At 48.7% G+C, this 23108-nt stretch carries 16 protein-coding genes and 1 pseudogene; 11 read left to right on the top strand and 6 right to left on the bottom strand.

The genetic code is table 11. The features are described 5' to 3' along the window. The 6 genes from V3851_RS14995 to V3851_RS14965 all read left to right on the top strand — a co-directional run. On the top strand, nucleotides 1-1050 hold a 1050-nt coding region (locus V3851_RS14995; protein ID WP_331847354.1), incomplete at its 5' end, for a fibronectin type III domain-containing protein. A 103-nt stretch (nucleotides 1051-1153) separates the two neighbouring features. Further along, on the top strand, nucleotides 1154-6100 hold the full coding sequence (locus tag V3851_RS14990; protein WP_331847353.1) for an RHS repeat-associated core domain-containing protein: 4947 nt from the start codon (nucleotides 1154-1156) through the stop codon (nucleotides 6098-6100). A 13-nt stretch (nucleotides 6101-6113) separates the two neighbouring features. Beyond that, nucleotides 6114-6515, top strand: a complete 402-nt coding sequence (locus V3851_RS14985) for a hypothetical protein (RefSeq protein WP_331847352.1) — start codon at nucleotides 6114-6116, stop codon at nucleotides 6513-6515. Nucleotides 6516-6776: 261 nt separating this feature from the next. Further along, a complete protein-coding gene (locus V3851_RS14975; RefSeq protein WP_414859315.1) occupies nucleotides 6777-7286 on the top strand; it encodes a hypothetical protein in 510 nt (169 codons plus the stop codon). A 200-nt stretch (nucleotides 7287-7486) separates the two neighbouring features. Then, on the top strand, nucleotides 7487-8158 hold the full coding sequence (locus tag V3851_RS14970) for a YfjL-like protein (RefSeq protein WP_331847351.1): 672 nt from the start codon (nucleotides 7487-7489) through the stop codon (nucleotides 8156-8158). 90 nt (nucleotides 8159-8248) lie between these two features. Then, nucleotides 8249-10045 carry a LamG domain-containing protein gene (locus V3851_RS14965; RefSeq protein WP_331847350.1) on the top strand — a complete coding sequence of 599 codons (1797 nt, stop codon included), beginning with the start codon at nucleotides 8249-8251 and terminating at the stop codon, nucleotides 10043-10045. 188 nt (nucleotides 10046-10233) lie between these two features. Here V3851_RS14965 and V3851_RS14960 read toward each other — a convergent pair whose 3' ends face one another. Further along, the gene (locus V3851_RS14960; protein ID WP_331847349.1) at nucleotides 10234-10479 is read right to left on the bottom strand and encodes a hypothetical protein; all 246 of its coding nucleotides are present in this window, start codon (nucleotides 10477-10479) and stop codon (nucleotides 10234-10236) included. A gap of 165 nt (nucleotides 10480-10644) precedes the next feature. On the opposite strand from V3851_RS14960, the gene V3851_RS14955 reads away from it, so the two are divergent. Then, complete coding sequence (locus V3851_RS14955; protein WP_331847348.1) at nucleotides 10645-11091, top strand: hypothetical protein; 447 nt, start codon at nucleotides 10645-10647, stop codon at nucleotides 11089-11091. 146 nt (nucleotides 11092-11237) lie between these two features. Here the strand turns inward: V3851_RS14955 and V3851_RS14950 are convergent, their stop codons facing one another. From V3851_RS14950 to V3851_RS14940, 3 genes and pseudogenes are all read right to left on the bottom strand, one after another. Next, entirely contained in the window at nucleotides 11238-12167 is a 930-nt protein-coding gene (locus V3851_RS14950) for a glycine betaine ABC transporter substrate-binding protein (RefSeq protein ID WP_331847347.1), read from the bottom strand. Between the two features lie 16 nt (nucleotides 12168-12183). Continuing rightward, nucleotides 12184-13011: pseudogene (locus tag V3851_RS14945) on the bottom strand (ABC transporter permease); the annotation flags it as partial. Continuing rightward, nucleotides 12995-14212 (bottom strand): quaternary amine ABC transporter ATP-binding protein, encoded by a 1218-nt coding sequence (locus tag V3851_RS14940; protein ID WP_331847345.1) that lies wholly within the window; start codon nucleotides 14210-14212, stop codon nucleotides 12995-12997. The pseudogene V3851_RS14945 and the gene V3851_RS14940, both read right to left, overlap by 17 nt. Before the next feature lie 340 nt (nucleotides 14213-14552). Between V3851_RS14940 and V3851_RS14935 the strand changes: the two genes are divergently transcribed. Beyond that, the gene (locus V3851_RS14935) at nucleotides 14553-15107 is read left to right on the top strand and encodes a GbsR/MarR family transcriptional regulator (protein ID WP_331847344.1); all 555 of its coding nucleotides are present in this window, start codon (nucleotides 14553-14555) and stop codon (nucleotides 15105-15107) included. 300 nt (nucleotides 15108-15407) lie between these two features. Here the strand turns inward: V3851_RS14935 and V3851_RS14930 are convergent, their stop codons facing one another. Continuing rightward, a complete protein-coding gene (locus tag V3851_RS14930; protein WP_331847343.1) occupies nucleotides 15408-17735 on the bottom strand; it encodes an alpha/beta hydrolase in 2328 nt (775 codons plus the stop codon). A 131-nt stretch (nucleotides 17736-17866) separates the two neighbouring features. Continuing rightward, nucleotides 17867-19225, bottom strand: a complete 1359-nt coding sequence (locus V3851_RS14925) for an amino acid permease (protein ID WP_331847342.1) — start codon at nucleotides 19223-19225, stop codon at nucleotides 17867-17869. Between the two features lie 118 nt (nucleotides 19226-19343). On the opposite strand from V3851_RS14925, the gene V3851_RS14920 reads away from it, so the two are divergent. The 3 genes from V3851_RS14920 (at nucleotide 19344) to V3851_RS14910 (ending at nucleotide 23028) form a co-directional block, all read left to right on the top strand. Then, nucleotides 19344-20306 (top strand): ABC transporter permease, encoded by a 963-nt coding sequence (locus V3851_RS14920; protein WP_331847341.1) that lies wholly within the window; start codon nucleotides 19344-19346, stop codon nucleotides 20304-20306. A gap of 38 nt (nucleotides 20307-20344) precedes the next feature. Next, nucleotides 20345-21238 carry a carbohydrate ABC transporter permease gene (locus V3851_RS14915; protein WP_331847340.1) on the top strand — a complete coding sequence of 298 codons (894 nt, stop codon included), beginning with the start codon at nucleotides 20345-20347 and terminating at the stop codon, nucleotides 21236-21238. Nucleotides 21239-21339: 101 nt separating this feature from the next. Continuing rightward, nucleotides 21340-23028 (top strand): extracellular solute-binding protein, encoded by a 1689-nt coding sequence (locus V3851_RS14910; RefSeq protein ID WP_331847339.1) that lies wholly within the window; start codon nucleotides 21340-21342, stop codon nucleotides 23026-23028. Nucleotides 23029-23108 lie beyond the last annotated feature (80 nt).

The raw sequence follows: 23108 nt of genomic DNA, 5'->3' as shown, positions 1-23108 counted from the left end.
GAGCAAACGGAGCTGACCGATGGTTATGTAGCATTGCGGCTGTCCGGGGAAACTCCGGCAACGGCAGCAGAAGCCACGGTGAACCTGACCTTACGATCGATCGGGGAAGATGGCGGAGGAACGGTATATGTGGACAATGTATCGTTGTATTACGGGGAAGAAACTCCTGAGCCATTGAAAGCCCCCTACAATTTTCGGATAGTACAACAGACTTATCAAAAAATTGAATTCACCTGGGACCCTCCAGTGGATAATGTGGAGATTATGGGCTATGAGGTTTATCAAGATGACATCTTTTTAGGGACGATAACAACTAATACCTACACTGCCAAGGGTCTTCAGCCTAGAAAGTGGTATAAGTTCTCGGTAAGAGCATTTGATAATTCAGGGAACTATTCTGAACTAATTGATTTCAGAGCAGCTACCTTTGGAGCCAACCTCATTAACAATTGGAGCTTTGAAGAGTTTGGTCAATCAGCTGACATTGGAACAGGATGGAGTAAGATCACCAGCGACGGTTCAACAGCCAACTTTGGATTAGTACAATCACCTGTTTATAACGGACATACCGCTCAGAAAATAGTAGGAACCGGAATGACGAAAGACAAAAGTATAGGAATAAAACAAGATATTAAAGTGAAACCAGAACTATCCTTTTCAATGAAAGCCCTTGTAAATATCTCTTCATTAACCAATAGTCAATTGGAGTATTCCGTTGATTTTGCAGACGAAAATGGAGTTTGGATCGATAGAATTTATCTGGAGAGAAAAACAGTAACAGGAGGATATATTTTACTTACTACCTCTGGGAAGGTCCCTAAACAGGCAACAACAGCTTCCATAAATTTGGTTATTAAGTCGACGGGAAATGGGGGAACGGGGACCGCATTCATCGATGCATTAGAATTTTCCTATACTAATACGAAGGCCACCTATCAGTATAATAGCTCGAATCAATTGGAGTCTATAACTTATAGTGATGGTTCCAAGGTGTTATATAAGTATGATGCGAATGGTAATATACTGGAAATAAAATTTCAGGATATTTAATGCAAGGCGTTAAAGGGTGGGCATTAAACTAGGAATTCACAACGCGGGGATTAACTTTTACGTTTAGAAGAAGCGGCCAAAATAAATAAAGGGGAATTTGCTTATGAAAAAGCGAATAAGCGAGATATTAGTTTTTATCTTACTGTTTATTACAATAGTTAATCCAAATATCTTACCATCCGTCTTTGCCGAAAATACTGACATCCCTTTAGTTCAAAGCACAGTTACATCAGATGTGTACGATGATATAGTTTCGCCTGACTCATTGCCTGTTGAATTGGACCCTGAAGAACTTATTACCATTACAACGTTAACTGAACGCTTTCATGTTGAACGGGATTGGGTACTTCAGGAATTACTGCGTGGCTATTTGCTTCATGAAATTTATCAGGGGTTACTTCATCAAGAATCGGGCGGTTCTTATGAAGAATATATGCAATCCACTTATCCCGGCAGAGTAGCAGATCCATTATATACATCATCTATTACGGATGATGTTTATGGCGTGAAAACCGTTACAGAAGATGTCTACATAACCAAACCGTCTGTCACCGATGATGTCTATGGATTGAATTCATTTTTGGCAGCCTCTTCCAAATATGATAGTGTGGCGTTGGAACGTCAGAACATCAAAATGAACAGCGCCCCCTATACGGTAGGTTCGGAAACGGATCAAATCTCAACCCTCGACGGCTCCCTTCGGGTGACGGCCACGGATTTATATCTTGAAGGCGTAAACGGTCTGGATTTTGCTTTAACGCGGATTTATGACAGTTCGCTTAGTAAGGATCGTATGACTGTGGATACCGATCGATGGGAGAACGAAACGAAAATAACGAAAGAAGAACGACGGTTCAACATAGGGCAAGGCTGGATTTGGGATATTCCCTATTTAAAAAAAGAAGAGGGCACTCAGTATATTTATCTTCCCAATCTAGGAACCTATGTTCTTGATATTGAAGAGGATGATGAATTGGTAGGTTACCCGTGGGATAATCTGGACTTTGGAGAAGTGAGTGAATCCCGTCTTGAGGAATTGGATGAATATTTCGAAGTGGATGATGCGGACTATGTCTTATTTGATTATACCGCAGGGATCAATACCTATTTCACCAGCAACGGCGATGTAGTATTAATCACCAATCAATACGGGAATCACATCAAGTTCAGTTGGGGAGCCGACGGGCTTGACTCTGTATTCGTCTATGCCGGAAAAGATGAAATGGTCAGCTATTTATATACCGACTTTGACGATCAGTCGGTTGAAATCAATGCCTACAATATAGCAAAAGGCGAGACTCAAACCGTTGTGTATCATAAAACGGTTATGGAAGGGGATGTACGAGATCACGAGGTTCTTTCGGAAGTTGTTGATCCGGTGGGAAGATCTACAAAGTATGATTACTATATCGATTGGAACTTCTTCAATCTTATAAGCGGTTACGAATATTATACGGGAACCGAACGAATGATTTATTGGGGAGTTAATGATTGGGTTGAGCTCACCGCAATCGAGTTTCCGACGAAAGCTATGGTTCAATATGCGTATGCCGGTCTTGCCGCGCGTCATATTGGAGAAGTAGCCGTCCAATATGAACCTGTATACAAAGTCAGACACTTATTTTACAGTACGACGGAAGAAACAGAATATAGCAGTATGGATGTAGAGCTGGAAGGCGATATCGGGGCGGTTTATGGAGAGGACGATACCTTCTCCGCCATCGTAGATGATGGCTTGACATTAACTACGTATCACTATGAGAAAGATTTTTCCGGCAACCGCAGACCCGAAGTGGTATATCTTACAAAAACGACTGTGGAATCACTTGATAAGCAGATGCGTCAGGAAACGAATTATACTTACGATAAAACGAAATATCGTGCGGTCCCCATTCAAATTCAGAGCCGCTCTTACACCGGCTCGTCCAGTTCTTCTGCCGTAACCACGAAAACTTCTTACAACGACTGGGGACTGATTACTTCCCAAACCGACCCTATGGGAGTTACGACCACTTATGAGTACGATTATTACGTAAATTATAATGTGAGAAGATGGTCTCCGATCAAAGTCACGGTACCGGTCAGTTCAACAAATAGCTTGATTACAAGCTATACTTATGATGACGACACAGCTACACTGAGTCAGGTCCAAGTGAAAGACAGTTCCGGGAAGTTATACGGACAAACCAATTATCAATATAACACGTACGGGAATCCCATTGAGATCAGGATGAAGGGAGATTCCTCGGATACGGTTGTCAATCAAACGTTTGAATATGCCCCGTCAAAAATTCAACAAAGTGTAAGTGTAACCAATGCGCAAGGAGTCAAAGCTTCGATTGTTCAAGATGCTAGTTATGATAATAGGGGGAATTTATTAAACTACAAGGATGGGAATCGTTACAACACAACCGTGACTTATGATGCTATAGGCCGTCCATTAACACAGACAAATCCGGATGGCTCCAAAATAAGCTCTTCATATAATGATTCCACAAATACCACGGTTGTTACGGCTCCAAACGGCGCTAAAACGACATATGAATATGACCCGTTCGGGCGCTTAACCAAACAAACCGATGCTTTGGGGAGTATCACCAATACCTATGACTCGTTTGATCGGCTTATCGGCCAAACGGATGCGGAAGGAAATAAAAGCACCTTCACCTATGATGCCTACGGTCGGATTCTGACTGAAAATGATGGAACCAGTACTACAACGTATACCTATAATGATGCCGCCCGGACCAAGACGATCAAAGACGGAGTAGGCAACCAAATCCGGGAGACTTACGATATACTAGGCCGGGTAATTAAAACCGAAGAACTGAAATCGACCGGAAATCTTACGTTATCCAGCAGTGTCTACGACAACTATGGACATCTGATGTCTACGACGGATGCGAAGGGGAATAAAACCACATATGCTTACGATGCGCTTTCCCAATTAATATCCGTGACGGATGCCGAAGGCAAGATCACCAGCTACAGCTATAATATGGCTGGGGATATGATTAAGCTGACGTATGCCGACGGAAAAGCCGTGACAAAGAGCTATGATGAAATCGGACGTTTGCTGAAGCAGGTTGATCCGTTAGGAAAAACTGAAACGTACACCTATGACAATAACAGCAATCTTACCAAATATATTGACCGCAAAGGCCAAACTCACACATTCCAATATAATAACCGTGATTTATTGACGCAGGATCAAGCGAGCGACGAGACGATCACTTATACGTACGATACGATGGGGAACCGGCTGACCATGAAGGACTCAACGGGGACCACAAGTTATACGTATAAAACAACAGGAGAGCTGGCGACCCTCACCTATCCGGACGGCGCCAAATTAACATTTGAATATGATAAACGCGGAGTCCGGACCAGTCAGATTTTTACACTGGGGAGTTATAAACTGACCCTCAAAACAACCTATCAGGGAGCATCGGCACTGCCGCAAAAGCTTCAAGTATTGAACAGCAGTAATACGGAAATCGGAACACTGGCTTATACGTACCTAAAAAACAATAGCATATCCCAAACGACAACCGGTACGAAATTAACACAAGGTTATACTTACACGGGATTAAACTTAACCGGGCTGAAAACCGCATTTAGCGGAACGACTTTGAAGCAATATACCTATGGATATGACAACAACCGCAATATCACGTCTCAAAGCGATTCAGGAAATAGCTACACTTACACCTATGATGTACTGAACCGGATCAAGACATCGAGCCAATTCAATGAAACTTACAGTTATGACAAAAGGGATAATCGAAGTACGCTGACGAGCGACCAGGTTCCGGAGCCTCCAAGTTTGGCCACATACCAATACGACACCAGAAACCGGCTGAAGAGCACAACCGTAGATGGCAACAACATTTCCTACACCTATAACGGTAATGGCTTGATGGTGGGACGTAAAAAGGGAAGCCAGACGACAAGGTATTATTACGACGACCGAGGCTTGCTGGTGGGAGAAGGAACGGTAAATTCCGGGACAGCAACGATCACTTATGGTTACGTGTATGATGCAACCGGGAAGCTAGTTGGCCGTCAGGCAGCAGGTGAAACGAAACTGCAATACTACGTCACGAATGGACATGGGGATGTAACGGAACTTCGGGATGCAGCGGGAAGTTTACTCAACAGCTACAGCTACGACATTTGGGGCAATCCTATAACGGTACAGGAGTCCGTACCGAACCCGCTCCGCTATTCGGGAGAATATTGGGATGAAGATACAGGGCTACAGTATCTGCGCGCCCGGTGGTATGATCCGGCGACGGCCAGGTTTATTGGGGAGGATACGTATGAGGGGGAACTGACGAATCCGCTAACGTTGAATTTGTATACTTATACGCTGAATAATCCGTTGAAGTATTTAGACCCTACTGGCAATATGCATGAAGTCGGAGGCTATGGATTTGATAGTAGAACACTAGGTTCAAATGGTGTGTTGTATAACAATGACGGTAGTGTAGCATGGGATTATTATCTTGACTGGCGGGAGAGAGACAAATTAGCATTTGATAAGCTTGCAAACTCTGGAGAGGGCCTTTCTCAAGATCAAATCATGGTTATGAGGCTTACCCTATCAGTTGTTACTTACGTGGATGATGGCAGTTTTGCCTTAATGTTTGAAAGCAATGGACAACATAGGTTGTCAAAAGCAGTGATGGAGAAATATGGGCTTAAAAGTACAGTTGTTAAGGGGATGGGTACTGCTTTCAAATGGACAGTCAAGAACTTTAGCCAAATGGGAAAAAGCATGTCCCCTAACGAGATGATTAGCATTCTTGAAAGATCGGGATGGACTAAGACCATTGAACCTGGTGGAAAGAAAAGTGGACCTGCTACTATTCTTACTGACCCAAATACGGGCACTAAAGTGAGAATACATGCAGAACCTGGGGAAGGTACTCCTTATTTTAGAGTTCAGAATAAGGGTGGTGGCTATCTAGATGACAATGGAGTATTCCCAAGTAACGCAACAAAGCAAGAACTAAGAGATGCAACGCATTTCTATTTCGAAAGGTAGGTGAGCAAAAGTGTTGGCTACCAATCTGCAGGATGTTCTAGAAAATTTTGATTTTACGGATAGCATAGTTACTGAAGTGAAATGGGCTGGCGATCTAATAGATCTGATAGTAGTTGTCGATTATTATTGGGATATACAAGATGGTTATGATACTACAAGGTTATTAAAGATTATTTTCAAAAATTGCAAAAAAGCGGATTTTCAATTCAGCAAAGAACATCTCTTAACTCTAGATGAAGTAAACAAAGAAAGTCTCTTTACAATTGTCCTTTTTAAAGAGTTAGCAGAGAGTTCGGATGGGCAAAATCACGTGGGAATTTTTACAACAGACTACTCGAAACCATGGTTGTCGGTAGTATGTTCTGACGTAATGTTAGAGGAATACCACCTAGCACCATCTACGAACCTTGATTAGCTTCGTGCTTTTCAAGGTTCTTTTTTTGAGGAGCTACCCAGTGCCAATTGAATTCATTCGTATAAACAACAAAACACTTAAACCCTGTAATACCCGTATGAGGATTTCGCAATTTTGTTTATACGGCACATCGAATACTTTAATTTTACAACCTAAATAACGCTTTTACGTTACACCAAACAAGTCGATCATGGTCAGATATCACCTTGATTAACCTGTTCTTCCTACCCGTTCGGGCGCTTAACCAAACAAACCGATGCTTTGGGGAGTATCACCAATACCTATGACTCGTTTGATCGGCTTATCGCCCAAACGGATGCGGAAGGAAATAAAAGCACCTTCACCTATGATGCCCACGGTCGGATTCTGACTGAAAATGATGGAACCAGTACTACAACGTATACCTATAATGATGCCGCCCGGACCAAGACGATCAAAGACGGAGTAGGCAACCAAATCCGGGAGACTTACGATATACTAGGCCGGGTAATTAAAACCGAAGAACTAAAATCGACCGGAAATCTTACGTTATCCAGCAGTGTCTACGACAACTACGGTCATCTGATGTCTACGACGGATGCGAAGGGGAATAAAACCACATATGCTTACGACGCGCTTTCCCAATTAACATCCGTGACGGATGCCGAAGGCAAGATCACCAGCTACAGCTATAATATGGCTGGGGATATGATTAAACTGACGTATGCCGACGGAAAAGCCGTGAAAAAGAGCTACGATGAAATCGGACGTTTGCTGAAGCAGGAGGATTGATATGCAAAAGATTACTGAATTTGAATCCATAAAATTCAAAACTTCATAAAAGAAAACGAAAAGAATTCTGAATCGGGGTGGTATAAATTTTTGGTACGGAAAGGATACATTTTTAAATAATATTAAAGTAGGGAAGCAGTTATTGGATTAAAAGTGTATAGCATGGATAGATATCAATCATGCTATTAAGGAGAGATTATGTGAAGCGTTGTATTATAGGATTAGTAGTTCTTTTGTTAGCACTTTTTGTATACTCTATATTTAATGGAACACCATGGGGAAAAGAAGCTATGAAAGAAGAATCAGCAAAGTATCTACATGAAAAATATGGAAATGAGATGGAAATAGAGTCGGTTGAGTATGATTTTGACAACTCATCATATTTCAAATACAGGTATTATACTGTTGTTCACTTGAAGAGAGATCCTCAAATTCAGTTTAAACTAAGTAAATATGATGGGAATATGGTTGATAACTATTATTTATCCTACTGGGAAAACGAGGTTAAAAATGAGATTAAACAGCAATTTCATCAAATATCCAGTGTGTCTTTTCAATTGAGGTCTGACCCATTACAAAATCATTCTGAAGGTAATAGAACGAATCCCCCCAGTTATCATGACATTAAGGGAGAAATCAAGGGTGAAGATATTTCCGATTTGAGATTGTGGATTAATGTAAATGATGATATGCAAGGTAATATTAAGAATACAATACTTGAAATTGTTTTGTTTCTCAAAGAGAAGGACTATAGACTATCGGCTATCCGATTTAAATTTGAAAATCATACTAGTAACGAATCATATTATCTGAACGGGGCAGATTTAAAGGGTATTACTGATCTTAACTCACTGACTAATAAACTAAAGTAGTTTTTTCTTCGCTACATGGAGTGTAACAACTCCCATGTGGTTTCTTTTGTCTTTTTAGAATTCCCCATTTAAAAATATAGGAGGAAAACTATGAGAAAGCTTGTAATCAACTTTTTATGCTTTTCCCTGATATTAATGTGCTTTAATAGAGTAACTTTTGCGGGGGAACCGAATATAGGGAATGGAAAATCATTTGACGGTACTGAACAAATAAATTTTACCAATCTATCCGTAAATACTGCTGCTGGTGCAAAGAATACTGTAGAGTTTTGGATGTATTGGAATGGTATTAATGGCCAGATGCCTTTTAGTTGGTCCACAGGTTATGATTTATATTTTTCTTCTAATTATTTTGGATTTAACACCTCAGAAGGGAATGTACTTGGAATCTCTGCAAATGAACTTAAAGGAACCTGGGTTCATGTTACAGCAATTTTTTCTAACGGAGTTCCGGATTCGACAAACAATGAATTATACATAAACGGTATTAAACAAAATATCTCCCAAGTGGTTAAAACTACAACCCGAAGTAAAACAGTATCTTCAACTGGTTACATATCAGGATACGGCGATAAATACAAGTTTAATGGAAAGCTTGCACACCTACGTATTTGGAATAGAGCTTTAAGTAGTGAAGAGATTCAAGCCAGTATGCAGAAAAATTTTCTTAGTGGCGACGAGGTTGGATTGGTTGGATCATGGGATTTAACGGAGGAACCGCAAGCCTCCAAAAATTTTGACGGAACAAAACAGATTCAGTTGACTGGACTAAAAGTTAATGTTGCATCTGGTGCTAAAAATACCGTTCAATTCTGGATGTACTGGGACGGGACAGAAAAAGTCATGCCATTCAGTTGGTCTGGGGGGTATGATTTATATTTTGTTGGAAATGCCTTCGGGTTTAACACAGGGGAAAGTAATGTGTATGGAATTTCCTCAGTTGATTTAAAAAACAAATGGGTTAATGTGGCCGCAGTCTTTTATAATGGAGTTCCAGATTCTTTTAATGCAGAGCTATACATTAATGGTTTGAAACAGACTTTATCCCCACTTGTTGGAACAACAACCGCAAGTAAGAGCGCCAAACCTCAAGCCTACATATCCGGTTATGGAGAAAAGTATAAATTTAAAGGAAAACTGGCGAATCTACAAATTTGGGACAGGGGTTTGAGTCAATCAGAAATTCAAAGCAACATGTATAGGTCAGTATTTACAAATATTGAGACTGGTTTGGTTGGTTCATGGAAGTTATTAGAGGAGCCACAAGTATATAAAAGTTTTGATGGGGTCACCCAATTCGAATTAACGGATATACCGGTGAATACCTTACAAGGGGCGAAAAACACTGTAGAATTCTGGATGTATTGGGACGGTACCAACGGTCAGATGCCTTTTAGCTGGGCTACCGGATATAATTTATATTTTACTTCCGGCTATTTTGGATTTAATACTCTGGAGGGAAATGTACTTGGAATCTCTGCAAGTGAACTTAAAGGAACCTGGGTTCACGTTGCAGCGGTCTTTTATAACGGGGTCCCAGATTCAACCAACAATGAGCTGTATTTAAATGGCGTAAAGCAGGAAATATCGCAAGTGGTTAAAACAACTACCCTTAATAGAGCAGTATCTTCGTCGGCCTATGTCTCAGGCCGTGGCGATAAATATAAATTGAACGGAAAGATATCACAAGTACGTATATGGAATAAAGCACTAACAGAAAATGAGATCCAAAGCAATATGTATAGAACATTATCGGTTGAACAGACTGATGGACTTATTGGAGTTTGGAATATAGAGGATGATCTAATAAACTCCAATTCCGGGACTGTCCAATATGTTTATGATTCGGCAGGAAGAATAAATTATATAACATACCTTCTGGACTAAAATATAAGTATGAGTATGATGCTAATGGAAATATGACTGGCATAAAGATAGCCTTTTAAAATTATAAAAATGCTATTGAATTGGAACTGTTTATCACTATTCAAGGAAATTATTCAGCCGCCAAAACCAAACCAGGCCCTCCGTGGAGGGCCTGGTTTTTTGCATTAGGCGAAAACCATGGCAACCGCTTAAATCAGCGCGATCGCCAGCAGGGTGAACAGGCTCAAGGTGATGATGTCGTTGCCGTACCAGCCGGGGCCGTAGCCGCCGCCGTACGGATAAAACGCCGACACCCGCGCGCCTCCGCGCTCGGGACGCAGATATACGTATTGCGGGTCGACATCGACGATGGTTCCGGTAATATGCTTTCTGTCATGAGTCAAGATGCGGACTTTTTTATTTTTTAAACGTAAGCAGTTATAGTAGGCTTCCACTTGGGCATACCTCCTCCTTTTTCTTATAAGCTATGAGGAAGCGGCGAGCCGGGGCACGGCGGACGTCGGGGCTTAACGGATTGATTGTTTCACGGACCGGGCAAGCCGGTTTATAGAAACTGTCGGTGTATTTAGGACAGTAACGAGAACGGGAGGGGATTACCGATGGCGAAATTGCTGGCCGCGATGACCGGAACGAGGCAGGATGCCGCATTGCTCATTGCGGATTTGAAGGAGGCCGGGGTCAAAAAAGGGCAAATTTCCGTACTGGCAAGAACCGAAGAAGAACTGGAGATCATCAGCCGGGATACCGGATTGCCCAAGCCGAAGCGGGGCGACGGAAATCACGCGCTGTTCCACCCGCTCATCGAGGTGACGGCCATATTGGAGGGGCAGCCCGCTAATGTAGCCGCGATTGGACCTGCGGCGCAATTATTGGCCGGCTCTGAAATCGGCAAAGGAAGCGACGATTTTATCGTGGGATTAATGGGGGCAGGCATTCCCGAAAACGATGCCAGACTCATGGAGGAAAGCTTGATCGACGGCGGGTTTGTCGTGTTTGTCGAATGTGAAGACGGGCAGTACGCGGAGATTGGGAGAATCATAAATTAATGTATTTTTCAGGTTTCTGTAAGGTTAAATTAAGGAATGGCTGATACATTTATAGTACTCCCTCTTCTTTATATAGATGAAGGAAAGAAACCATCCTTGCCAGAGGGATGGTTTCTTTTATGTGGTCTATTTTATTTTGGGAAAAATTATTTCAAGTCTTCGATCGAATCGATATTTACATAGGCGGGTACGACCAGCCCGGTCTTCACGCCGGTCATGTTCGCGCCGAGGTCCTCCAGCTTGTCGCCGTACTCGGCCCAGTAATCGGCGTGCGTCAGCGGCAGCCATGCGGCGGCCGTAGCGTCGACATCGCCGCTCGCAACTCCGGTCCACATCGGCCCGGCTTCGACTTGAAGCGCGGTTACGTCATAGCCGAGCTTGCTCTCCAGAACATACTCCAGCAGATTGGTGCTGGCGATTTCCGAATCCCAGGCCACATAGCTCAATTTCAGCTTATCGCCATCTACCGGTTGCAAATCCTTCGTCCAGGTGTCGACGCGGTCGGTGTGGCTGTCGGCCCATGCCTTGGCGGCTTCCGCCGGGTCCGTTCCTTCCTGGATGGCGGTCATGATCTCACCCATCTCATCGGAAGTCCACTCGAACCGGTCGAGGAATTCATACGCTACCGGTTGATCTTCTTTCAACCCTTTACGAACGACCGTGTGAATTTCTTCGGCTTCACCGTATACTTTTTTCGGATCGTCCAAATATTTCAGATCGTATTTCGCGAACATCCAGTGCGGTGTCCAGCCCGTAATGATGATCGGCTTTTCCGCTTTTACCGATTTGTCGAGCATGGCGGTCATGGCCGCCCCGGAGCCTTCGATCAGCGTCCAGTCGGTAAGTTCATATTGATCCAGCGCATCGGCGGTGGCCTTCATAATCCCTGCGCCGGGGTCAATCCCGATGATTTCGTAATTGACCTCGCTGCCGAAGGAAGCACCCGTCTCCGTGCCGGCCTGGTTCCCGGCATTATTTCCCGTATTGTTGGCATTGCCGGCGTTGGAACCGCAGGCGGACAGCGCCAGCACGCTAGCGAGCCCCGCGAGTACTAGTAGTTTTCTGCTTTTCTTCATGTTATCCTCTCCCTTTGTTCGATTTGAAAAGATTTTGCGTAAACCGGTCCAGCACGATGGCCAGCACCACGACGGCGAGACCGGCTTCAAAGCCTTGACCGATCTTCAACTGGGTGACGGCCCGGTAGACTGTTGCGCCGATGCCTTGGGCGCCGATCATCGAGGCGATGACGACCATGGACAGCGACAGCATAATCGTCTGGTTGACCCCGGTCATCATCGTCGGCATGGCCAGCGGCAGCTGCACCTTGAACAGCTTCTGCCACGAGGTGGAGCCGAAGGCTTCCGCCGCTTCGGCCAGCTCGCCGGAGACCTGGGTGATGCCGAGATGGGTCAGGCGGATGGTCGGCGGAATGGCGAAAATCACAGACGCGATGACCCCCGGTACTACGCCCAGGCTGAAGAACGTAACCGCAGGCAGCAGGTACACGAATGCCGGCATCGTCTGCATGAAATCGAGCAGCGGCGTAACGATGCGGTGTACCGTTTTACTGTAGGCGCTCCAGATCCCGATCGGAATACCGAGTACAATTGAGATGAGCCCTGACGTAATAACCAGCCCCAGCGTATTCATGGTCTCGTCCCAGTAACCGAGATTAACGATTAACAGGAATCCGATCACCGTGAACAGGGTCAGCTTCCATTTGCCCACCAGATAGGCGAGTACGCCCAAGATTACAATAAAGAGCAGCGGGTGGGGAAGGAGGAACAGGCCGGAGAAAAAATTAACCATAGCCTCGATAACCGCGGAGATGCCGTCAAACAGCCCGCCCAGATTGTCGGCCATCCAGTCGACGATCGCTTCGATCCAGTCCGCGAGCGGCAGCTTAGGAATGAAGTTCATTTCCGCTCACCTCCTTGTTTTCCACTTCGCCGGCGAGAGCGCCGAGTACGGCACCGCGTACGATGACGCCCAGCAGCCGGTCTTGTTCATCCACGACCGCGAGCGGAACCTTTGCCGAGCTGGTCACTTCGAACAGCTCATTGAGCAGCGTATCCGGCGGAACCTTCGGACCGTCCGTAATCAGGATGTCTTGGAGGGTTGCTCCGGTTTTGGCCGCGTTTGAAGCATCCTCGGCCGTGATTACACCAAGCAATCGCTTGGCCCGGTCGATCACGAACAGATTGGAAATCCCCCGTTCCCGCATCAATTGCAGGGCGACGCGCGGTCCGCGGTCCGGAGTTACCGTTTCCGGACGGCGCATGACGTGGGAGGCGGTCAATACCTTGGACAGATCGACATCTTCAATGAAGCGTTCGACGTAACGGTCCGCCGGATTCGTCAGCATCTCCTCCGGAGTTCCGATCTGCACGAGCTCCCCGTCCTTCATCAGCGCGATCCGGTCGCCGATGCGCAGCGCCTCGTCAAGATCATGCGTAATGAAGACAATCGTTTTCTTCATTTTCTCCTGCAGCTCCAGCAGTTCGTCCTGCATATCGCGGCGAATGAGCGGATCGAGCGCGCTGAACGCCTCGTCCATAAGCAGGATTTCCGGGTCGTTGGCCAGCGCCCGCGCGAGGCCGACCCGCTGCTGCATGCCGCCGCTGAGCTCATCGGGCATTTTGTCCTCCCAGCCCTTCAGGCCGACGAGTTCAAGCGACTTGAGCGCTTTTTCCCGGCGCTCGGCCTTGGGAAACTTTTGTACCTCCAGCCCGTACTCTACATTCTCCAGCACGGTCCGGTGCGGAAAGAGTCCGAATTTTTGAAACACCATACTGATCTTTTTACGCCGGACATCCCGCAGTTGGGCCTTGTTCATTTTCAGCAAATCCTGGCCATGGATCAGAACTTCGCCCGCCGTAGGCTCAATGAGGCGGTTCAGCATGCGAACCAATGTGGACTTGCCGCTCCCCGACAAACCCATGATCACAAAAATCTCGCCCTCATTAATACTGAGGCTGACCCGGTTGACGCCGACCGTAATGCCTTTTTCCTTTGCCAGGGAGTCTTTGTTGTAGCCTTGCTCAAGCAAGGCCACGCCTTGATCGGCCCCCGGTCCGAACAGCTTGCTGAGCCGGTTGACCTTCAGAATTTCATTGCCCATACTTTCACCCCTTTTGATTCAAAACCAAATGAATTTCTCTATAATGTCACGGTTGATTCAATAGCCGCGATAAATCCATGTTCTTAGTCTAACAAAATACACATTTTCCAATCAACTCTTATAACCGTACATAAAGAACGTACAGAAAAAACTGAACGAAAAGATTCTTCCGATAACTCCCGAATGCTCACAATTGCGCCCCGGTTCAGTTCTTTACTTTTGGACATCCTTTTCTTAAGATAGAATAAGCATTCCTCTAATCATTTAGTCGGGATATGTTTTATGGGCTGAATTTTCACATCTTAGATATAACGCAATGTCATGATAGGAGGTCGCACGCATGAGCTTGGACCAGCTTACACCGGAACAACAAGCCGAGTTATCGAAAGTGCGTAAACGTGTTATAGAAGCGATTGGCAGAAACATGGACTTATATGGAATCTCTTTGTCGACGGGCCATTTGTACGGGCTGCTTTTTTTTGCGGACAAGCCGATGACGCTGGACGAAATGGGCATGGAAATGAAGATGAGCAAAACCAGTATGAGTACGGGCGTGCGCACGCTGCTTGATATGAAAATGGTGAATAAAGTTTGGGAGAAGGGCTCCCGCAAGGATTTGTACGAGGTGGAGTACGACTGGTACCAGACGTTTACCGACTTTTTTGCGATCAAATGGAGAAAAGCGGTGGAGTCCAACATTCTGGTGCTGCGCCGGGCGGTCGAAGAGATCAATAAGCTGCTCGCACTGGATTCCGAGCTGCATGAACCGTTCCGCGGCATCCTGGAAGAGGACCGGCGCAAGATGGGCGAGGCCGTCAAATATTACGAATGGCTCGACCGGCTGATCGATGTGATGGAGAGCGGGGAGATTTACAACCTGGTGCCTAAGGAGTAAATGTAAATACACATACAAGGGTAAAAGGCGAAGTTCCGTCGTTAAGGAACCTCGCCTTTTTTGGTTTTGGACAGGATCGTGGATCTGACAACGGACGCCGGAGACACTAATCGCCTCAAGTTCACGCATCTATGAATCTAACGGACAGCAGGGACGTTATATAGTCTGTTTACGCCAATTTCAGCGCTATTTCAGTCATTTAGCGTCAACTGTGTCCGTTAGCGGTTTAAAAACCCGGGTTTTGATCATATAGCGGCTTCAGTGTCCGTTAATACTTATCATATCCGTTGTGAAACTTCCTCAATACACCCCGATATCGTCCAGCATCACCCGGCCGGGGCCACCGGTGAGGCGGAAGGTCAGCCGGGCGATACCGGAAGCCGGGTCAAACCGCGAGTCCGCTTCGGCAAAAGCCGAGAGTGGAAGATGGTAAGTTTGAAACACCGCTTCGGTCGGGTGCTTGTACTTCCCGCCGGAAAGGTGCTGGTCAAGCCAGGGATGAAGCGTGTAGCTGGTTTCGGGCAAGGGCAAAATCGGCATGAAGTCGGACAGGGGAAGGCGTACGCTAACGCCGTCCGCGCTCTCCAGCTCGACTTCGACATCCAGCGGCTCTGGGCCGGCAGGGGATTCATCCGTGCCGGTCTCGGTGCCGGCTTCGCCGTCGACCGAATTGCCCGGACCGGCATCCACGGCGGCGTCCTCCAGCTCGTAACTGCGGTCCGCCAAGGAGAAAGAAAGCACCTGCGCCGCTCCCGAGGCCGGGGCGGGCGCGGCGGTCTCCCAAGTCAAGCTGTAAGTGGAGGCTTGGTCCCCATCGTCGTCCCTTTCCAGCACGGCGCCGCGCGTACCCTTGCCGGATTGGTCGCGGTCTTTCGCTTCTTCCTCGATCCAGACGATATCCTTCCCTTCGGCGACGCCGCCTCCCGGCAAGGTCATCCGGTTCATATCCTCGTCGAACTTGGCCCAAGTTTTCATAAGCCCGCTTTCAAAACGGCTATAGTACGCCGTGTCGGGCAGCCAGGACAATCCCGTTCTGTAATCGCGGAACAGCGGGCGATACCGCTCCTCTCCATGAAGCGTCGTTTCCAGAAAAGCGGAGATGTACACCTTGGCGATGGTTCTTTGCTCGCCGGGGGACAGCATGCCTTTCCGGCTCAGCAAAATTCCCTTCGGATAGCTGATGTCCCGTCCGCCCCAGCCGGTATTGAACTGGCTGTGGTTGGCGTCGGCGATATACAGCGAGGCCTTGAAGCCGGAGTTCCCGGCGGTAAACGAGGTGCGGGCGTACTGGCGGTCGCCGTCAAAATCGTTGACATCGCCGTCGCGCGCGCCTTGCAGCGTAATATAGTTGACGTTTTGCAGCCTGGCGAAAGTCTCGTCGACCTTTTTGTCGGTCGGCGCGATCGCGGCGATGGCGCGGATAAGAAACCGGTCGATATCCTTCAAGGTCGCATCGGCGTCAAACCACCGCTTGTAATCGTAAGCCATCGCCACAGCTTGGCCGCCGCGGGAATGGCCGATCAGGGCGATTTGATCGAAATCGACCCGTTCGTAAAACGGGGTGGCCGGATTCTCGGCGAAGTCGGCGATTTGCTGCAGATGTTTCAACAAAATCCAGGCCCGGACTTTCATATCATTGTCCGGGATACCGGACCAAACGGAATAATTGAGGAAATTCTCGTCGACGGACACGGCGATAAAGCCGCGGCTGGCCAGCAGGTTCCCCAGATAAGCGTAGCCGTCGTCGGAATAATCCTCCATCAAGTGATTGCCGTGCACGATCAGCACGAGCGGAAAAGGGCCGTTTCCTTCGGGCATCCATACCCGGCCGTTGAGCGGCAGCGCTTTTTGATTATAGCCCCAATAGGCCGTTCTGAACCGCGACCATTTCTTGATGTAAGCGGAGGCGTCGACCGATTCGGAAATGAGGTCGGTTTCTTCTCCGTATTCCGGCTGCCAATAATCCTTGCCGCTGCCGTAGTGGAACGAGGTAACGGCGTAGGCGCCGGGCTCGGAAGGATCGGCGGCGGTCTCGGCGATATCCGGGATGTCCGCCTCATCGGCCAGGACCTGCACGGCGGCAGGCTCGGCCTTGTCGGGCCAGACGGCGGCGGACAGACTGCCGAGCAACAGCACGCCGGCCAGGACGGCTTTAACCGTCGGCTTGATTTTGCGGGCGGCAAACAGTCCGATTAGCAGGCCGGTCGCTACTCCGATCAAAGTTAGGGCCGCCGAGACGATGGCCGAGATGGCGAAAGCTTTATCCTCTTGATAGAAGATCAGAAATATGGCGGCAAGGTCGAACAGGACGCTGCCGACGAACAGACGCGGGACCGGCAGCTTGATCAGGCCGAGGACAACGGCGACGAGATTGGCGGCGAGAAATAGAGCCAGAGTTCCGCCAAAGGCGAAAACTGCCATGTCGAAGGATGCGCCCACGCCGGTCGGCATGCCCAGCGCGGCCAGGGCAAACGCAAATAGGCCGGCCCCCCAAGGGCCGGCCAGGCTGATCCGCCAAAAGGAGGTATCGTACCGGTATGTTTGCCGTATCCGTTCCCACAGCTTTGTACGAAACGGCATTCTCGGTGGCTTGACGACATACTCCGTCCGGATTTCGAGTTCCATCATTTCCTCCCCCAGCTTTTCTATCTATCTCTCTATCTCTATATAATAACAAGCGTTATATACTTAGGTTCATTCATACAACCCTTATTGTAACACGCTTGAAGCGGGGGAGAAACAGGAGAATAGCGCCTGATTCAGCGGGATTTTCCCGGTTTGAAGCGGAGGAAGGACCACACCGCGAGCAGGCATAAGACCGCAAGGCAGACGCCGATGCTGATCCGGTTTTGCGCATCGAACAGGAAGATGACGGCAATGACGGACAGGCAGATCACGGCGATAAACGTGAGATACGGATAGCCCCAGACTGTAAAACCGGGCTTAACGGGATACGTTTTGCGCAGCTTCCATTCCGCCAGCAGAATGCTGATCCACACGAGCAGCACGACAAACCCCGGTACGGCCATCAGCAGCCGGAACACATTATCCTGCGCGACATAAGCAATCATGGAGCCCAGAATCAGGATGACGGCGCACAGCTTAAGGCTGTTGACCGGCACACCCTTCCCGGACAAGCGGGCAAGACTCGGCGGCGCCTCGCCGTCCCCGGCCATCGAATGCAGCATCCGGGTAGCGCCGTAGATGCCGGAATTGGCCGCGGACAATACGGCGGTAATCAGGATGAAGTTCATCAGATGCGCGGAGCCCTGAAGCCCGGCGGAAGTCAGCACCTGCACGAACGGGCTTGTCTGCTCGTTCAGCGTATTCCACGGAATCAGGCCGCAAATGATCAGGATCGGCAGTGTGTAGAACAGCACGACCCGCAGGATAAAGCTTTTCACCACTCTGGGGAGAACCTTTTCCGCATCCTGGGCCTCCGACAGCGTCAGCCCGATGAGCTCGGAGCCGCCGTAGGAGAACATGACCACCAGCAGCGCCGGGAAAATCGCGGTCCAGCCGTTCGGGAAAAAGCCGCCGTAAGCGGTAAAGTTATGATGCCACGGAACGCTCGCCCCGGGAATCAGGCCGAACAGGATGGCGCCACCCAGCACGATGAATACGATAATCATCGCGATTTTAATCCCGGCGAGCCAAAATTCGAATTCGCCGTAGCCCCCGACGCTCAGCATATTGATGGCGAGGATAAAGCCGGCACACAAAAGACTCAGCAGCCAGAGCGGGACATCGGGCAGCCAAAATTGCAGGAAGCTGCCGGCCGCGATCACTTCGATGACGCAAACGGTGAGCCACATGAAGCAGTACAGCCAGCCGACAATGAAGGAAAGCCGCTCGCCGAACGCTTTACGGATAAAGTCTTTCATATTGAGCCCGGGATAGACGGTCGCCATCTCGGCGATTGCGCCCATGACGACGAGAAGCAGCAGGCCTGCCAAAGCGTAGGAGAACACGACCCCCGGTCCGGCGACGCTGACCGTTTCGGCGCTGCCTTTGAAGATGCCCGTACCGATGACCCCGCCCATTGCCATGAAGCTGATATGGCGCGGCAGCAATTTTTTTTGCAGAGGGGAATGTTCCGGATTGGATTTCGATTTCAATAGAAAAACCACCTTGTTGATTAGTATCATTTTTCGTTGATTGGGCAGATAGTAAGCCGGCGCCGATTTCCTTAGAATGAGGATAGATGGCGGAAAGCAAGCCTTAGGGAGGAACGATATGGCGCAACTATCCTTAAAAAAACGGCCCCTGAACGCAAACGCCCGCATCAGGCATGCCGGATTGCGGCGCTTTTTCAGGCAGATCGATCTGCAGCTGATGGTGATCCCCGCGTTGATCCTGATTTTTATTTTCAGCTACATTCCGATGTACGGAATTTTGGTCGCTTTTCAAGATTACAAGATCGGACGGAGTTTTACCAGTAGCCCGTGGGTAGGATTCAAGCATTTCGCCTATTTCTTCTCGTCCCCGGAATTCGGTCTGGTCATGCGAAATACGATTGTGATCAGCCTGCTGAAGTTTTTGATCGGATTTCCGGCGCCGATCCTGCTGGCGTTAATGCTGAATGAAGTCAGAAAAATGGCCTTCAAGCGGGTCGTACAGACGATCACCTATTTGCCGCATTTTATGTCATGGGTCATTTTGGGCGGTCTCGTCAGCGCTCTGCTCGCCGTGGACAACGGGAGCGTCAATATGCTGCTTGAAAAATTGAATGTGATCGACAAGCCGATCAATTTCCTGTCCCTGCCGGAGTACTTCTGGGGGATTCTCGTCACCACCAACGTCTGGAAGGAGATCGGGTTCGGCTCGATCGTTTATCTTGCCGCGATTGCGGGGGTGGATCCGAATACCTATGAAGCCGCCTCGATCGACGGGGCGAGCCGGTTCAAGCAAATCTACCTGATAACGCTTCCATCCATTATGCCCGTGGTCACGATTTTCATGATCCTCGCCATCGGCAACCTGCTTAGCGCAGGCTTTGAAGATATATTGATCCTGGCCGCGAACCCGGCGATCCGGGACGTATCCGATGTGCTGGACACATATGTAGTGCGGGTCGGATTCAATAATTACCGGTATTCCTATGCGACCGCGGTCGGGGTGTTCAAGGCGGTCATCAGCGTCGGGCTTTTGACGATCGCCAACTTCGTTGCCCGGCGGTCCGGCAACAGTTTGTGGTAAGGGAAGCCGGGATAACCGAAAGGAGGCCTTGAAAGAGCATGCGCGACAGCTTGGGTGACCGCGTCATGGTGGTTATAATCTATATCTTTTTGACTCTGCTGGCGGTGTCGACGCTATATCCGTTCCTCAACGCGCTGGCGGTGTCGTTCAATCAGGGGCTGGATACCTCCAAAGGCGGGGTTACGCTCTGGCCCCGGGTGTTCACTTTGGAAAATTACAAAATCGTGTTCAAGGATGACCGGCTGATGAGCGGGTTTATCGTCTCGGTGCTGCGGACCGTGATCGGCACCGTCACCTCGATTCTCTGTACCGCAATCTTCGCTTACGGGATGTCGCGGCGGGAGCTGATCGGCCGCAAATATTACATGGTCATGTGCATCATTACGATGTATTTCGGCGGCGGGTTAATCCCTTCCTTCTTATTGATCCGCAATCTGGGGCTGCTCAATTCGTTCTGGGTGTTCATCATCCCGGCCCTGATCAGCGTGTGGAACATGATTATCTTCAAAACTTTCTTTCAAGGCCTGCCCGCCGGATTGGAGGAATCCGCGAAGATCGACGGCTGCGGCAACTGGGGCACCTTGTTCAGGGTCGTCTTTCCGCTGTCCGGCCCGGTTATCGCCACCTTGTCCTTATTCACGGCCGTGTCGCACTGGAATGAATGGTTCCTCGCCGGCATTTACATCTCCGACCAGAATCTGTACCCGATCCAGACGATTTTGCGGCAGATTCTGCTGTCCAATATCGTTTCCGAGCAAGCCAGTTCACTGGACGCTTCTTCGCTCGCCCATTTGCAGCGGGCCAAAACGGTAACGAGCAAATCGCTGTCCATGGCGACGATGATGGTGGCGACGATCCCGATCATCTGCGTGTATCCTTTTGTCCAGAAATACTTCGTCAAAGGCGTGCTTGTAGGTTCCTTGAAAGAATAGCCTTACCGTATACCGGCATCGCGAAAGCGTATTGGACTTGGGTTTAGAGCATGAGCTTTAAACATAAATATTACTTATTATTTAAAGGGGGAAAGCAGCGCATGGTGAAGAGGAGAACACGGTTGGCCACAATTTTGTCGATCCTGACGATAGTAGCTCTGATTGCCGGCTGTTCCGGGAATAATGGCAATACGGCGCAGCCGACCGGCAATTCGGGAGGAAATAATGCGGAGGCGACCGCGACGGATGCGCCTTCGGCGGAACCGCAGCTTTATGAGCTGGGGAAGGAACCGCTCGAAATTACTTTGTTCGGCAATTACAATTGGTACACCATGCCCAAATGGGGCGATGATCCGACGACAAAATGGGTTCAGGACAACAAGAAGGTTACGGTTACGGAAGTGCCGAACGGCGGCAACAGCGCGCAAAAGCTGAATACGATGATCGCCTCCGGCGATTTGCCCGATATCATATGGGGTGAGCGCGGCACGGACGTCGAGCGTCTTCGCGAAGCCGGTCTGCTTGTCCCGCTGGATGATTACATCGAGAAATATCCGAACCTGAAAAAGTGGCTCGATCCGAAAGCGCTAAACATGCTCCGTTCCCCGGACGGCAAGCTGTATCAATTCCCCAACTGGTATACCAACCGTCCGAACGGCAACGCGGGCTGGGTCGTCAATAAGAAGATATACACGGAGCTGGGCTCGCCCAAGCTGGAAACGACCGACGATTTGTACGCCTATTTGAAAATGGTCAAAGAGAAATACCCGGACGTTATCCCGTTCGAAACCGACATCGCTTCCGAAGGTCATGGGCTGGACCAGATTTATTCCGCCTTTAAAGAGGATAACCTCGGCTTCACCCGCTTTTTCGCCGTACCGGACGGCGACGGGATGAAATCGATCTATAAGGATGAACCGTATCGCGAATCCGTCGTATTTGCGGCCAAATTGTTCCGCGAAGGCTTGATGACGCAGGACGCGATGACGCAAACCCGCGACCAGGTCGACGAGAAATTGCTGAACGGCCGCGTGGCGGTATATGCTTCCGCCAACCCGACCGTCTATGCGATGGCCGCGGATACGGAGGTGAAGAAGCAGGACCCGAACGACCCCAACCTCGGGTATTTCATGGTCTGGCCGATTTACAAAGAGGGACTGGATAAGAACAAAATCTATCCGGGCACTTACAATAAATTGGGCTGGAATGCGGCCGTCATTACGACGAGCGCCAAAGACCCCGAAGCGGTATTCGCTTTCCTCGACTGGTGGACCGGGCCGGAAGGAACGACGCTGCAATTCTGGGGCGTCGAAGGCGAATATTGGCAAGGCTATGAGGCGGACGGCTATACTCCCAAATTCACCGAGAAATACGGTACCCAAAAGGATAAACTGGCCGAATACCAAAAATTCATGGACCCGCTGATGTGGGTCGGCAACACCGTCTTCGCCGACGACACGAAGGGGAAATACGAATCCACGCTGGCGGAGAACGAACGCAACTGGGCGACGTATTGGCAATATCAGATCACCTGGAAAACGCAAGGAGACGCGACGGAATTCGTGAATATGACGCCGAACCCGGACAGCGAGGAGGGCATCGCCTACCAGCGCGCCAAAGATATTTGGCTCCAGGTCCGGGCGCAGACGCTATTTGCCAAAGACGACGCGGAAGCGCTCGCGCTGCTCGATAAGGCCTACGAGGACACGATGGCCGCCGGATTCGACAAAACGCTGGAGTTCTACGTGCAGAAATGGAGCGAGAACAAGGCGATTATAAACGGACAATAACATTCTCTTCCGTAAGGGCCCGGTGATCCGGGCCCTGTTTGATATTTGGCTATTCAGGAACATTCTGGAACGATATACTG

Origin of the sequence: Paenibacillus haidiansis (genome assembly GCF_036553665.1) — a bacterium.
GTDB classification, from domain to species: domain Bacteria; phylum Bacillota; class Bacilli; order Paenibacillales; family Paenibacillaceae; genus Fontibacillus; species Fontibacillus haidiansis.
This window is presented reverse-complemented; position numbering and strand designations above follow the sequence as displayed.

Bases quoted from the DNA above. Each gene is read 5' to 3' on its own strand.
- V3851_RS14965 (WP_331847350.1), top strand. From the start codon at position 8,249: ATGAGAAAGCTTGTAATCAACTTTTTATGCTTTTCCCTGATATTAATG.
- V3851_RS14955 (WP_331847348.1), top strand. From the start codon at position 10,645: ATGGCGAAATTGCTGGCCGCGATGACCGGAACGAGGCAGGATGCCGCA.
- V3851_RS14990 (WP_331847353.1), top strand. From the start codon at position 1,154: ATGAAAAAGCGAATAAGCGAGATATTAGTTTTTATCTTACTGTTTATT.
- V3851_RS14940 (WP_331847345.1), bottom strand. From the start codon at position 14,212: ATGGGCAATGAAATTCTGAAGGTCAACCGGCTCAGCAAGCTGTTCGGA.
- V3851_RS14950 (WP_331847347.1), bottom strand. From the start codon at position 12,167: ATGAAGAAAAGCAGAAAACTACTAGTACTCGCGGGGCTCGCTAGCGTG.
- V3851_RS14930 (WP_331847343.1), bottom strand. From the start codon at position 17,735: ATGATGGAACTCGAAATCCGGACGGAGTATGTCGTCAAGCCACCGAGA.
- V3851_RS14935 (WP_331847344.1), top strand. From the start codon at position 14,553: ATGAGCTTGGACCAGCTTACACCGGAACAACAAGCCGAGTTATCGAAA.
- V3851_RS14915 (WP_331847340.1), top strand. From the start codon at position 20,345: ATGCGCGACAGCTTGGGTGACCGCGTCATGGTGGTTATAATCTATATC.
- V3851_RS14910 (WP_331847339.1), top strand. From the start codon at position 21,340: ATGGTGAAGAGGAGAACACGGTTGGCCACAATTTTGTCGATCCTGACG.
- V3851_RS14920 (WP_331847341.1), top strand. From the start codon at position 19,344: ATGGCGCAACTATCCTTAAAAAAACGGCCCCTGAACGCAAACGCCCGC.